This is a genomic window from Bacillota bacterium, assembly GCA_012839765.1.
In the GTDB taxonomy this organism is placed as follows: Bacteria; Bacillota; Limnochordia; order DUMW01; family DUMW01; genus DUMW01.
In genome coordinates this window covers 45,763-60,101 of sequence record DUMW01000066.1, presented here as the reverse complement: position 1 = coordinate 60,101, position 14,339 = coordinate 45,763, and the positions used below count along the sequence as shown (strand labels likewise).

The following is a 14,339-nucleotide window of genomic DNA, read 5'->3' as shown; positions in this document are numbered from 1 at the left end:
CATACCAAAGAAGCACTCAAGGCCGCCTAAGATGAGTAAAAAGTGCAACTGGTAGAAATACGAAGCAATCATGCGATATGTAGATGAAGTACAAGCATATTCTCCAAAACTAGGGGGTCAAGGCGGATATAAAGACTTTGCATACATTTATGCAGAGCCGATGACCACCTGGTCTAAGATGCGCCTCAAAGGTTGTCAAGAAGCCATTGCCAAGGGAGGTGGAACCCTTCGAGAAATCGGTATCTCCAAATCCAAGAGTCTAGAGCACCAAGTCACAAAGGTCGCGAAAGAAGTTAGGGCAATCCTGGCAGAAAACGACGTGATCGGGGTGAACGTGATCCAGTGTTTGCAGAAAATGCAGCTTCGGGTACCCGCGGATGTGGCCGTGTTTGGCTGTGACAATCTCGCGGTGGGAGCTGAATGCAAACCAGGTCTGAGCACCATTGATGTGCCGGCCCATCGGATCGGGGAGATCGCTGGGGATCTGCTGAGAAACCTGGTTTCCGGTGAACTGGCCTTCGGCAACTTACACGTACCCGGTAAACTCATTCTCAGAAGATCCTGCGGCTGCAAGTAAATCTGTTTCCAAAACAGGGAGGTCAAACCATCCAAAGATGAACCGCCAAGGAAGGAGGCTAGCCATGAGACAAGTAAGTAAGCTGGTTCTGGTCGCATTGCTATTGGCGGTGATACCCACCCACGCCCAGGTGACCCAGATCACCTTCGGCTTCAAGGGTATCCAGGGAGAGTTGGAGATTTACCATGAACTAATTGCTGAGTTCCAGCGGCTCAATCCTGACGTGGAAGTGACCTTGATCAACCTCGTCGGCGGTGGAGATTGGTTGGATCAGCTCTTGGTGATGACCATTGGCGGAACAACCCCCGATGTTTGTGTGATGGAGTACCAACAATCGATCCCATTGATTATCCAGAACGTCTTCATGCCCCTCGATGAACTGATCAAACAGGATCAGACCTTTTCCCTGGATGACTATATTCCCGCGGCGGTGAACGCCCATACCTACGAAGGAAGGCTCTATGGGATCCCCCGGGAAATCCAACCCTTCACTCTCTTTGTCAACAAGGATGAACTAAACCGAGCAGGTTTGGCCTATCCCACCACCGATTGGGACATCTATGAAATGCAGGATCTGGCCCGAAAGATGAGCTTCGATACCTCCGGAGATGGGGTCATGGACATCTGGGGTTGGCGAGTGGATATCACCCTCACCCGATTGGCACCATTTTTCCACGCCTTCGGGGCAGAGTTCCTCGATGCAACCCGCACCCAGTGTCTGCTCGATGATCAAAAAGCCATTGACGCCCTTCAGTTCCTGTACGATGCCATGCATACATACAACGCCCTGGCGCCTTTGACCGTCAGCCCGCGCTTTGAGAACGCCAATGTCGGCTTCTATCTAGGTGGGCCCTGGATGGTGCCGGACTTCCGGAAGCTTTCCTTCGACTGGGACATTGCCGTAGTGCCCAAGGGCCCCGGAGGATGGGGGACTACCCTCGGTTCCGACGCCTACCTTATTTCCCGACAGACAGCCCATGTGGATGCCGCCTGGCGGTTCGTCAAGTTCCTGGCGGGGCCCTACGCGCAAGCGAAGATGGTAGAACTAGGGCACGTGATCCCTTCGCTCACCGAACTTGTGGCCGGGCCGGAATTCCAAAACCCCACAAATCGTCCCTACAACGTGGAGGCATATAACGTCGGTTTTGAGATCGCCAAGCCTTCACCGGTAAACCTCTATTGGGAAGACTTCCAAGAGATCTTCCAACGACAAATGAACTTGGCTTTGTCCGGGCTGATGAGTCCCTCCCAGGCATTGGGACAGTTAGCCTTTGAAACAAACCTCATCTTCACATTCCAGTAAAAAACGGGAGGGAATAGCATGGGCAGATTGTGTAACATCCTTGGAATACTCCTTGTTTTTCTCCTCGTCTTCTCGGCCGGCATGGTTTCGGCCGAGGAAAACCTTGTGCAGAATGGTGACTTTGAAGCCTTCGCAGTGGGAGAGACCCCTGAATCCTGGGAACTTTGGGAAAGGGAACGGGGCCTGGGCCAGATTTACGTGGATGACAGTACCAGCTTCAGTGGCAACAAATCCCTGCTCATCCACAACACAGGAACAAAGGACTGGTCTGCCCACTACCCGGGAATTCCAGACAACCGTACCACCGATCCCTTGCCCGTGGGTGGCAATCAGGCCCTATATGTTTCGGTGGCCATAAAAGTGGAAGGCGACGATCAAACCTGGGGCGCTTTGGATATCCAACAACACAGTTCCCCCGATGAAAACGCCCAAACCAGAAGCTATCTCTATCCTTCTGGTACGCGGGTCCGGGGCAACACCGATTGGGTTCTTTTAGAGGACGTAATAGTCACCGATCCTGATACAGTTTGCATTCGCGTACGTCTAAGCGGCGGAGGTACCGGCAAGGTATGGTTTGATGATGTTGTGGTGCGCCCCGCCGATGCATCCGCAGTAAAGGAGGCTACCCAAGTGCAAGTGCTCATTGAAGAGGCACCCGTGCCAGTAGAAGTCCTTACCCCCGGTCCAAGGGACAATCACGTGTATTATACCCATCGGGCCTTTTCCCCTGATAGTAATTACCTCTGGTATCAAGGACAACGGGCAGGAGTAACCAGTATTTACGTATTGGATCTCACCACCGGCCAAGAACGGATGCTTGTGCCGGGGGTAGGTACCGGCAGCTGTTGTCTGAATCCTTCGGGTACCAAGCTATATTATGTTCGTGGAAGCTTCCTGTTTTCCGTAGATTTCCCCAGCGGGGAGAACATGACCCCTGTAACCAGGTTCGACGCCCAATGGACGAACCTCGGCCATCCCACCTTCACCAAAAGCGACAACGCCCTATATTTACCCGCGGTGGAAAGGCTGACAGGGAAGTACCACATTTTGAAGGTGGATCTAGTCTCTGGCACCGTGGAATCCCTAGGGGATCTTCCTTTCCAATGGATTACCCATCTGCAGGGGAATCCGGCGGAGGATGAAACCCTGATGTTCTGCGACCAGCGGGGTGACTGGATGATCCCCCAGCGAATGTGGCTAATCAATACCGACGGCAGTGGTCTACGTCCCTTATACGATCAGCGGCCCGAAGACTGGGTTACCCACGAGTGCTGGTCCTATGACGGCACCTTTGTCACCTTTGTGCTACATCCCATTGGACTTGGGATCATCGACAAGGATAATACGGGTTTTCGGTTGATCACCCCCGTATCCGGCGACTCGGATCAGATTCTCTCACCCGCGGCCAAGGAGCTGCGTGCTCGGGCGGTGGTGGAAGACTATCCCGATTGGTCCATCACCACCGACCGCCTGGGAGTAGGGCGGGCCTATAGCGATTCCGCCCAGGGACTACCCGTTATCTGGCACGCCTCCCCCAGTCCCGATGGCCAGTGGGCGGTGACCGACACCCACCAGGGAGATATTCTCCTGGTTCATCTGGAAACAGGTAAGATCTATCGCATTGCCAGAAACCAGTGGCAACGGGGTTCCTCGGACCATCCCCACCCGGCCTTTGCACCCAATGGAACCCATGTCTATTGGGCCCAATCCGATGCCGCAGGGACCCGATTGGTTTGGGCCGACGTATCATCTTTAATGGTGCAGAGGGAAGACAACGTCAATCTACGTGGTCAGGTACGCAGTTGGCGGACAGGAGAACCGGTACCGGAGGCCACCTTGTTGGTCGTAGATACCGAGGAAACCTATACAGTAAATAACGAAGGTTACTTCGATCTATCACTGCCCGCCGGTGCCACCTTAGAGGTGAGCGCCCCGGGTTATAGCCCCAGGACCATTGCCCTAACGGACGCGCTTGTGGGCAATGTGGTGATCGATATCGATCTTTTCCAAACCGGGGAAGAGCTGGTCTTTGCGGCCAACTTCGAAGGATATGCCACGGGTAAGTTACCGCCCTCTTTCGGCCTGGAAAACCCCAGCACCATGTCGGAAGCCGTCTGGCAGGTGGGCCGTGTGTACAGCCGACCGGTACTCTGGGGCGGACCAGGGGAACTGGCCTACATCCGAACCAACCCGATGACCATCACCGCGGATAAGGTGGCCATCGACTTCTACTACCTTGCCGGTCCGGCGGGAAACACCAGCACCAACACCCATGGTTACCTCCTGCGGGATTGGCCCCCGGCCTTCCACTTTACGATGCTGAAGGATACCATCTCCTTTTCCGACGGAACAAAGGTGAGCGTGCCCACGGGGGACTTCATTCGGGTACGGATGATCCTCCATGGAAGAACAAATACGGCAGATCTTTACGTAAACGACCTGTCCACCCCAGTAAAGGAGGGGATCCCCTTCCGGACTCCCATCGACAATCTGAACAATACCTATTTCCGCCTGGGGAAAGAGGAAGGTTATGGACAGGATTACTGGGCCAATTTGTACATTGTGGCCCTAGATGAGTAGGTGATGTCCTGCCACAGCTTTGGGCTTGCGGTAATACTCCTTTGCTAAGCAAGGGATGCAAATCCTGGGAAGAATCTTGTTCAGAAGGGAGAAGGGGAGATGAGAAAAAACAGGTGGTCTATCATCATGTTTGTTCTGTTGTGGAGTGTCGCAGTAGCCTCAGCCCAGTCGGCAGTTGTTTTTGAGGACGATCTCACCTCTGATTCCCTCACCCCCTGGGAGCTGTTCATTCCCGGCACCCAGGCGGAGTGGGAGTACCATGAAGAAGATAACGGTTTCTTGCGAGCACCAATGGGAGTGGAAAACGCCACCGCGCAAAGGGAAATTCCCACGGTTGTCTTAGGGCCCACCAGTAATGTGACAAAGATCATCGTAGAACTGGACTACCGCCTCCACCGGTATTCTCCCAACGGGTACTTCAAACTGTATCTGCTGAACAAGGACACCCGGGACGGCTATGGAATCCACGTCTATGCAGGCATCATGGATTGGAAGTACCAATTCATCAACATCTACCGTGATTCCTCCTCTACGCTGAAACTTACTCCCGGCTATCAGGAGGATCAGACAAGCGAGTGGATTACCATCAAGTTCGTCATTGAACGCAACGGAAGTCTTTGGCTGTACCGGGATGGTATGCAGGTGGCCAGTGGAAGGATCGCCAGTGGCGACCTTACCGGTGTACCCCTCGGTGAGTTTAACCAGCTGGTCATCGTAGACCGTCATAATTATGCAGGTTATGACTTTGGACGGATCAGGGTTTCGGTGGAAGAGGAGTGACCGGAGTAAATCCGGTCACTCACCAGACCTTAAGGGAAAGGAGGGGTACCAGCGTGCGCCACTGGTTCATCGCTTTGTTCACGGTGTTACTTTTCACCGGTACGGCCTTTGCCGATGTCTTCATCGGTCAACCCGCTTTGCTCACCAAAGAGGGATTGAAGGAGTATCTTGACGAGATCGAGGTTTCTTTGGAGATACCCTTCATGAATACGGAAGCTATCGACGCGGCCACCGTCCGGGTGAGGCTGAGCGAGACTGAGTATACATGGCATGGTACTTTGGAGTTTGGTCGGCCAAAGGTAAGCATAGACCTCGCCGGCGGTTTTGCCAGCTTTGCCCGGGGAGTAGATGTGGACATCGAAGTACTCCAGGCAGGACAGATCATCGCCCGTAAACAGGTACAGAATCTGAAACTCAATGCCATACCGGCCCTGGCACCCTTATCCTTTGGCGAGGGGATAACCCCCTTTGGACCGTTACCCATCATCGATGAGATCGATCTAGCAGAACCCACGGAAAAGTACTGTTACGAGGAAGGGGGCCAATTCATCTATGTGGGGCCTTGCCTTGGGGAACAGGTTCGGTTCGCCAAGGGAGCCAACGCCTGGTTTGGTTATCGGTTGGGCAGGGGATATCTCGAGGAAAAACCCTACCTGATTGAAGTGGTCTATCCCGAGGATGTACCCCGGGCTTACCTGATGGCCCTACTGGATGTGGGCGGCGCCCAAACCGGCGGACACCTGGCCTTCCACACGGGAGTCTACCAAACGGAGGACGAACGGACCTACACACCGGAAAACCGCCAGGAATTCCCCTTGAGCGGAGGCTTTTCCAGTTATTGGATCATAGCCTGGCCCCAGGTGGGCTTTCACCACAAGGGACCGCTCAGCAACGGGATTTGGCTCTACTTCCTTAACAAAGGAAATGATCCCACAAATAATGGGATTGCGGTCAAGACCTTGCGGTTGTACGACCTCCCTGACTATGACGTGCTCTTCGATCCGCTACTGGACGACCTGCGGACCAGTTCCGAGAGAATGCACATCTGGACCGTGGAGGGACCCCGTTACAGTTGGGAAACGGAGATCGTAAAAGCCAGGACCTACGGCGCCAACGCAATCTCACCTAACCTGATCCCATGGAACACCTACCCCAGCGCCAGTTTCCTCGGCCTGCGGGATCTACTAAGGATCGCGGCAGAGCATCAGATGGCGGTAATTCCCCGCATTGAGTACGGCGGAAGCACGAATATCCCGGCGGAGGCCCTGGCCATCACCCCCTTCGGGGTGAGTTATAAGGAGGTCTATCACCGGGTAGGGGGACACGGTAGTGGCTACTACCACGCGGTGAATATCCTGGAGCAGGCCGCGGTGGATGATCTCATCCACGTCATTGAGACTCTATTCAACGCGGCAGAGGAATACAAAGAACAGATCAAAGGAATCTATCTGCGGAACCGGCTCGGCTACCTCGCCCCTTCCTTTGGGGATCGGGATCTGTTGCGCTATGAACAGGAGACCGGCAACCAGATCCCGGGCGATACTTTCGATGAGAAGCGGGCCACTTTGGCTGCGGAGCTGTCCTTGCCCTTTGATCAGCCCGGCTTTTCCGTTGGCGCCGCTGCCCAGCACCCTTATATGCTCTGGTGGTATGAGAAGCTAGCTGAGTTTTTGCAGCAGATTGCGGATTATCTGCAGCAATACGACGCCAAGCTTTACTATAGCCCCTTTAGTAGTGAAGGGATGGCTACCAAAGGAGAGCGGTCGCCCCTTACCTGGCTTACAGAACGGGAGTGGGGGATGAACCCCGCCGCCTTCCGGGAGTTGGAGAACGTCTTTGTACTGGTTCCCATCGACCAGGCTTGGAATGCCGGTGAACCGGCATATGTATCGGCCTGTGCCACCAAGGATGGTGTGGCGGTGAGCGTAGGCCCGATGTATATAGAATACAACTGGGACGGATTCCCCTATGCCCGGATCGCCCCTAGCTTTGAGCACGGTGGCCCAGCCTACAGTCACCTCAGCGAAGTCCTGGCCTTGGCCGCCGGGGATCCGGTGGTGTTGTATAGGGAAGCATACACCTCCATCCACCGGGGTTTTCCCCAACAATGGAAAGAGTTTCTGTGTCAGTACTATCTTCTACCGGTGGGAGAGAGCACCGTGCTTACGACAGAGCCGGGCGTAACCTTACGACTTTATCCTTCGGGAAAACTAGCGGTGATCAATACAACCTTGTCCAGTGTCCAACTGGATTTGAGTGAAAAGTGGCCCCATTTACAGGATCGGATTACCGGTGAAAGGGTCGATCCGGAAAATATGTCTCTGGCGCCCCTTTCCCTCCAGGTTTATGTAGTTCCACAGGGGAGGTGAACAGGGAGTAGTAATTGGACGGTGGTGCCTAGAACCAAGGATTGTTGTGATCGCTAAACCATTGGCTCAAGAACCGCACTGAAGGTGTACAGTACAGGGAAAGGTCTGGACCATAGGGCTCTTGGAGCCGAAACACGGGAGGAGACAAGATGAAAGACAAAAAGTTGCTCATCAGCTTCATACTCTTGTTCTGCATTTGTCTACCGGTGTCGGCACAACGCACGGTCAATTTTTGGTTCTACGGCGCGGATAATCAGGTCAAGATCATGGAACAGTTCATTGCAGACTTTGAGGCGGAACATCCCGACATCAAAGTGCAGATGCGCGTGGTGGGGGCCCCGGGGATCGACCAATGGATCGTGGCTATCATCGGTGGGGTTGGGCCCGATGTGACCATGGGCAATCTCGGCTTCTTCAAAGCTTTGACCGATGCCATCCAACCCTTAGATGAATTCATCGCCAACAGTGACGTGATCGATCCTGCTGATTTCTGGCCGGCCCACTGGGACGCCCAGATCTACGGAGGCCAGATGATGGGGTTACCCTTTAGGGCCAACTCCCAGGTCATTATCTACAACAAAGACCTGTTTGAAGAGGCGGCCATCGCCGAAGTGCCCACCACCTGGGATGACTTTGCCTTTGCCACCAGTAAGCTGACGCAACGTTCCGCCGACGGACAGCTGGAACGGTGGGGCTATTCTTTCCGCACCCATGGCGGGCTGGGAGGAAGCTACGCACGAACGGTCAACCATTGGGCCGAGCGCAATGGTTGGATCTCCTTTAATGAGGATTATACCGAGGCGTACTACACCGATCCGGCCCTGATCGAGACTTTGGAATACCTGTATGATCTGACCCACAACTTCCGGGTGGCGGGATACTTGGGAGCACCGGAGGGAAAGCTTGGCACCGATGGTCTGGCCATGGGTACCGTAGCCATGTTGACCGAAGGTCCCTGGTCTTTCTCCTTCCTGTTGAGCAGTAATCCCAACCTGAACCTTGGTACCTTCCTTCCGCCCGTTGGCCCCAGCGGCCGTCAACCCTATGCCAACATGGGCGGAGAAAACCTGATCATGTTCAAGACTGCTTCCGACAAGGAGGCCGCCTTCGAGTTCATGGTCTACTTGGCCCGAGAGCGGAATCTGGATTACAACCGCATCGCCGCCGATTTCTTCCCCGTAGTCAATGAAGCAGTAACCGATCCCTACTTCCAGTCGGAGATGTGGCAGGCGGTGATGCAAAACTACATCGAGGGCATTGGCAAACCCAATCCCGCAGGAGCCCCCGGTGGGGTGGAGTTTCTGTCGAATACCCTCTATGAGCAGATGCTAGAGCAGATCTTTTATGCGAACGCGATCAGTCCGGCGGTGGCCATGACGCAGGTGCAAGAAATGGCCGAGAGGGATATCGCCCAAGAAGAACTCCGGGCCTACTTTGATCGATAGGAGCAATACGAGCACGGGCCCCCTTGGGCCCGTGCATAGAACCTAATAACGGAGGACGAAACCCGTGCCTAAAATGAACGAATGGGAAAGAGAGCTTTTCTTAAAACAACTAGATAAGCTACATGGCCGCTTTGATCAAAGGGAAAACATGTTGAAGCTACCCTTCTCCTCTCCGGGGTACCATACTACCCTCACCGGTGGTGAAGTGCACCCCACCCGACAATCCTTGGAGTATGCCGTAGCTTTGTATGATGCGGAAATACCGGAGCTGGAAAAGCGCGCTGCCGCGGTCTTGGACAAGATCCTGTCACTACAGGATACGGATCCTGAAAGCAAGACCTACGGCATTTGGTCTTGGTTCTTGGAAGAACCCTTGAGCATGATGTCACCCCCGGACTGGAACTGGGCCGATTTCTGCGGGGCAATGCTCCTTGAAATCCTTCTGGACCATGGACACAAACTCCCGCCGGAGCTATTGTCCCGGGTACGAACGGCCGTCGCCCACGCCTCCCGGTCAATTATCCGGCGGAACGTAGGGCCGGAATATACTAACATAGCGATCATGGGCACCTTTGTCACCTTGACCGCAGGTCAAGCGTTGGGAAATGCCGAGTTCACCAACTATGGCAAGGGGCGCCTGCGCCGGTTTTATGACCACACCATGCAACATGACGGCTTCACCGAGTACAACAGTCCCACCTATACCCTTGTGGCTATCCGGGAACTAGGGCGCATCCTGACCTATGTCCAGGACCCCGAAGACCTGCAGCTGGTTGAAGAGTTGTATTTCTACGCCTGGCGCCATCTGGCCCGGCATTTCCATGCGCCCACCTGGCAGTGGGCCGGCCCCCACAGCAGGGCCTACACCACCCTGACCGGCAAAGGTTTCATCTCCTTTCTACAGCGGGCCACGGGGATCGGCTTCCTAGACCCTAAGGAACTGGACCTTTCCGTAGCAGATCTGAGATTACAATTGCCCTGCCCCGAGGAACTGATCCCGTATTTCACTTCCCTCCAGGAGGAACTGGTGGTGGAACACTACGCCCACTCTCTGGTGGCCACCACCTATCATCGGGAGGAGTATAGCCTCGGGACCATCAACCATGGGGAAATGTGGAACCAACGACGAAACCTCTTAGTGTATTGGGGAGACAAAAACAACCCTCGGTACCTACACCTACGGTTTTTGCATGACGGTTACGACTATTCGTCGGCCCTTTTTTTCGGCCAACAGAACCGCAACAGGGTCCTGGGGGGGATCTGCTTTGCCACAGATCTGGGGGATACCCACATCGGACTGGACCGTTTAAAAGATGGCACCATTCGGGCACAGGATCTCCGTCTGCGCTTTGAGTTTGGAGGCGCGATCCAGAATCTACAGCTGCCCGAAAGGGTGGAAGTGCTAAAGACAGTCGCCATAGAAGATGGTCCCTTCAGGATTAGCCTCAAGATCCAAGAGGCCTGTTTTGGAGAAGAACTGGTCACCTGTGAAACAGGAACACAGGACCAGAAAAAATACCTGGATGTGGTGCTTTATCACGGAGAAGAAAAAAGCATCAATTTCAACGCCCTGTCCGCAGCTTACATTACCTTCGCCCTGGCCGTAGGGGAAGCTGAGCCGGAAATCTCCGGCGGAGAGGGCCAATGGGCTTGGCCCGGGGCAGGATTGACCCTGCGTCTCCGTACCAAACCAGCCACCGCCCGGGAAGTTAGGAGGTGGGTGTTGGAAGGGTAGGCAATTACAAAACCATCAAAGTCAGACAAACATATTAAGGAGGAATCATGATGCAGAGGCGCATCATAAAGCTATCTGTCCTAATAACTGCCTTCTTTGTCCTGTGGGGCAGCCTTTCGGTCCAGGCCGCCCAGAAGCTGGTCTTTGGATTTAAGGGTATATCTGGCGAGCTGACCATCGTGGAAGAGTTGGTGGCGGAATTCGAGGAACTGTACCCCGATGTGGACGTAGAGATCGTGTCTTTAGTGGCCACCGGCGATTGGTGGGAGAAACTGGCCCTCATGTTTGCCACCGGCACGGCACCGGACGTGACGGTGATGGAATACCAAAGGTCTATTCCCTTTGTGGCCCAGGGTGCGCTGTTGCCCTTAGACGATCTCATCGCCAATGATCCTTCCTTTAACCTGGAAGATTTCTTCCCCAGCGCCATCGAGGCCCACACCTACCAAGGGAAGATCTACGGCATTCCTAAGGAGATCCAGCCTTTTACGCTCTTTGTCAATACGGACATGTTAGACAACGCCGGCCTACCTTTCCCTGGGGAGGATTGGGATATCTACGAGTTGCGGAATACTGCCCGGCGACTTACGGATCCCGATAGAAACCAGTGGGGTTGGAGAATTGAGCCCACACCGACACGGCTAAGCCCCTTCCTTTTGTCCTTTGGTGGCCAGCTGTTCTCCGACGATCTTTCCACCTCCCTGGTGAACAGTCCCGAAATAGTCCAAGGGTTGGAGTTTATCATCGAATCTATGGACTATGGTGCCCTGCCTCCCTGGTCGACGATGTCCCAGGCCAACTTCACCCATGGTAACACAGCGTTCTATCTGGGCGGACCTTGGATGGTACCGGACTTTCGTAAACTAAGCTTCAATTGGGACATTGTCGCCGTACCCAAGGGACCGGGGGCCCACGTGACCACCCTTGGCTGTGATGCTTACCAGATTACAAGCCAGAGCAAGAATCCGGAACTGGCCTGGGAATTTGTCAAGTTCATGACCAGTGCCGAAGCCCAAGCAAGAATGGCCGCCCAGGGTAGCATCGTACCTGCCCGCAGGGAGCTGGTGTTTAGTCCCGAGTTCCAGAATCCCACCGACCGGCCTTTCAATATCGAAGGGTACAACATCGGACTGCAGATTGCCCGTCCTTCCCAGACATCGCCCATCTGGGAGGACTTCTCGGATCTGTTTATCCAGTATGTGCAAGTGGCCCTCTCCAGGGAGATTTCGGCCCAAGAAGCCATGGATCAATTGGCGGCCATCACCAATGAACTGTTAGCTTGGCAAGCAATGCTTTTCTAGAAAGGGGATTGACGAACAATGAGAGTACGGGATATTTTGATCTACCTCGGCCTGATCGCCATCCTGATTTTGGCAGGCTGTATTATGATTACCGAAGAACCCTCTGAACCCGATAATCTCCTGCCCAACAGCTCCTTTGAATGGTTGGAGTCCAATGGCAAACCCACCGGTTGGCCAGAGCTGCCTTCGTGGAACAGCAACGCCACGGTGGAAGTAGACACTACTGTGGCGCACACGGGTAATAACTCGATCAAGATCCATTGTCCCACAGACGATGATCGCGGGTCGGCATCGCTATTTCTCGAAGTTACTCCCGGTCAGACTTATAGATTCCGGGGTTGGGTCAAGACCGAAGGCCTTTCCGGATTCTATACAAACAAAGGACCCGTAGCCCGGTTCAGTCTCCTGGAGAACAAGGAGGATCCCTCGGCCAAGTACACCCTCTATGGGCAAGGTACAGGCTCTGCTGATTGGGAACTGGTGGAAACGGCCTTTGTAGTGCCCCCGGGCATCAATTGGATCCGCCTGGATCTGTTCCTGCTGTATCAACAGGGTACAGTGTGGTGGGACGATGTGGAGTTCTTTGAGATGAACCAGGCAAATCTACTTCCCAACGGCTCCTTTGAGATCCTTAGAGACGGAGTGCTTTTCCGTTGGGGCAAAGACAATTGGGGTACCGGTGCCCAGGTGTCCATTGACGAATCCACCGCCAAGGATGGTACGAATTCTGTCAAGATCTATGCTCCTACGGCCCAGGACCGGGGTGGCGTAAACCATCGGCTCATGGTAATCCCCGGTGCCACCTACCGCTTCTCCGCCTGGGCCAAGACCGAAGGTGTGGTAGGCGGAGACCTAGAGGACAAGGGGCCCCTGGCCCGGATCCTGTTTTACGAGAGTGACCAGGCCACTAGTGGACAACAGGGCATCCTGGTCCACGTACCCAAAGTCCAAGATTGGACCTACGTCAGCCACGAGTTCACCGTCCCCGCAGGGATGGTCTCCATGCGCATTGACCTGTTCATGTACTACCAACAGGGTACCGTTTGGTGGGATGACGTACAACTAGCTTTCGTTTCATTGCCTTAAGATAAGTGCGGCAGGCCCTTGGGGTCTGTCGCTCCTAAACACCTATTTAGAAAGGGTAGAAAGGGGCATAAACTGTGCTAAACGTAGTGCGAAACAAGACCTTTGGATTGGCTGTGCCACTTTTGATTTCCCTCCTGTGTCTAGGCATAGCCCAAGGAGAAACACTGGGTAACCTGTTACCTAACCCATCCTTTGAAGAAATCTCGGACTCGGGCCGGCCCGAAGGCTGGACCGAGTTTCATCCTTGGGGAACCGGCGCTACGGTCATCGTGGACGAAACTGTGGCCCACAGCGGCAGCCGTTCGGTCAAGATCCACTGTCCCAGCGATACAGATCGCGGCACCGTGGGACTATTCCTCCCGGTGGAGCCCGGTCAGACCTATCAATTCCAAGGCTGGCTCAAGACCGAAGGTCTGATTGGGTTATACACAAACAAAGGGCCCGTCGCCCGGTTCAGTCTTTTGGAGAACAAAGAGGATCCTTCGGCTAAGTACACCCTCTATGCCCACGGTACTGGTGCTACCGATTGGGAATTGGTGGAAACGGCCTTTGTGGTGCCCCCAGGCATCAACTGGATCCGACTGGATCTATTCATGCTGTTTCAACAGGGTACAGCCTGGTGGGATGATGTGGAGTTCTTCTTGAGGGACGAGGCAAATCTGCTTCCCAACAGTTCCTTTGAACTCATCCACGAGGGTGTACTTCTCCGGTGGGGCAGGGACAATTGGGGCACCAAGGGCCAGGTATCCATTGATGATTCCACCGCCAAGGAGGGCAAGGTCTCCGTTAAACTCCACGCACCTTCGGGGGACGACCGGGCAGCGGTCAACCATCGGATGTTTGTGATCCCTGGAGCCACCTATCGTTTCTCCGCCTGGGTCAAGACCGAAGGGGTAGTGGGTGGAGACTTACCGGACAAAGGACCCTTAGCCCGGATCCTCTTCTACGAAGATGACAAGGCCACCAGCGGCCAGCATACTATCCTTGTCCATGCTCCCAAGAACCAGGAGTGGACCTACGTCAGCCATGAATTCACCGTACCCGAAGGGATGTACTCTATGCGGATTGACCTGTTCATGTTCTTCCAACCGGGTACCGTCTGGTGGGATGACGTGGAGTTAGCTTTCATCTCACTACCGTAAGACAAGGTCGGTACACCCTGT

The 14,339-nt window shown here is 54.4% G+C and carries 10 protein-coding genes; all 10 read left to right on the top strand.

Translation table 11 applies throughout. The annotated features are described in order from the left end of the window. The first annotated feature begins 70 nt into the window (after nt 1–70). The 10 genes from GXX57_06750 to GXX57_06705 all read left to right on the top strand — a co-directional run bounded on the left by GXX57_06750 (nt 71) and on the right by GXX57_06705 (nt 14,318). On the top strand, nt 71–577 hold the full coding sequence (locus GXX57_06750) for a substrate-binding domain-containing protein (protein ID HHV44348.1): 507 nt from the start codon (nt 71–73) through the stop codon (nt 575–577). A gap of 64 nt (nt 578–641) precedes the next feature. Then, nucleotides 642–1,880 (top strand): sugar ABC transporter substrate-binding protein, encoded by a 1,239-nt coding sequence (locus GXX57_06745; GenBank protein HHV44347.1) that lies wholly within the window; start codon nt 642–644, stop codon nt 1,878–1,880. Between the two features lie 18 nt (nt 1,881–1,898). Next, nucleotides 1,899–4,460, top strand: a complete 2,562-nt coding sequence (locus tag GXX57_06740; GenBank protein ID HHV44346.1) for a hypothetical protein — start codon at nt 1,899–1,901, stop codon at nt 4,458–4,460. Between the two features lie 99 nt (nt 4,461–4,559). Continuing rightward, the gene (locus GXX57_06735) at nt 4,560–5,240 is read left to right on the top strand and encodes a hypothetical protein (protein ID HHV44345.1); all 681 of its coding nucleotides are present in this window, start codon (nt 4,560–4,562) and stop codon (nt 5,238–5,240) included. A gap of 53 nt (nt 5,241–5,293) precedes the next feature. Beyond that, nucleotides 5,294–7,609, top strand: a complete 2,316-nt coding sequence (locus GXX57_06730) for a hypothetical protein (GenBank protein HHV44344.1) — start codon at nt 5,294–5,296, stop codon at nt 7,607–7,609. A gap of 149 nt (nt 7,610–7,758) precedes the next feature. Then, entirely contained in the window at nt 7,759–9,054 is a 1,296-nt protein-coding gene (locus GXX57_06725; protein ID HHV44343.1) for an extracellular solute-binding protein, read from the top strand. A 64-nt stretch (nt 9,055–9,118) separates the two neighbouring features. Further along, complete coding sequence (locus tag GXX57_06720) at nt 9,119–10,789, top strand: hypothetical protein (protein ID HHV44342.1); 1,671 nt, start codon at nt 9,119–9,121, stop codon at nt 10,787–10,789. 50 nt (nt 10,790–10,839) lie between these two features. Continuing rightward, nucleotides 10,840–12,090 carry a sugar ABC transporter substrate-binding protein gene (locus tag GXX57_06715; protein HHV44341.1) on the top strand — a complete coding sequence of 417 codons (1,251 nt, stop codon included), beginning with the start codon at nt 10,840–10,842 and terminating at the stop codon, nt 12,088–12,090. 18 nt (nt 12,091–12,108) lie between these two features. Further along, nucleotides 12,109–13,176, top strand: coding sequence for a hypothetical protein (locus tag GXX57_06710; protein HHV44340.1), 1,068 nt, complete (start codon nt 12,109–12,111; stop codon nt 13,174–13,176). 74 nt (nt 13,177–13,250) lie between these two features. After that, on the top strand, nt 13,251–14,318 hold the full coding sequence (locus tag GXX57_06705) for a hypothetical protein (protein HHV44339.1): 1,068 nt from the start codon (nt 13,251–13,253) through the stop codon (nt 14,316–14,318). The last annotated feature ends 21 nt before the right edge of the window (nt 14,319–14,339 follow it).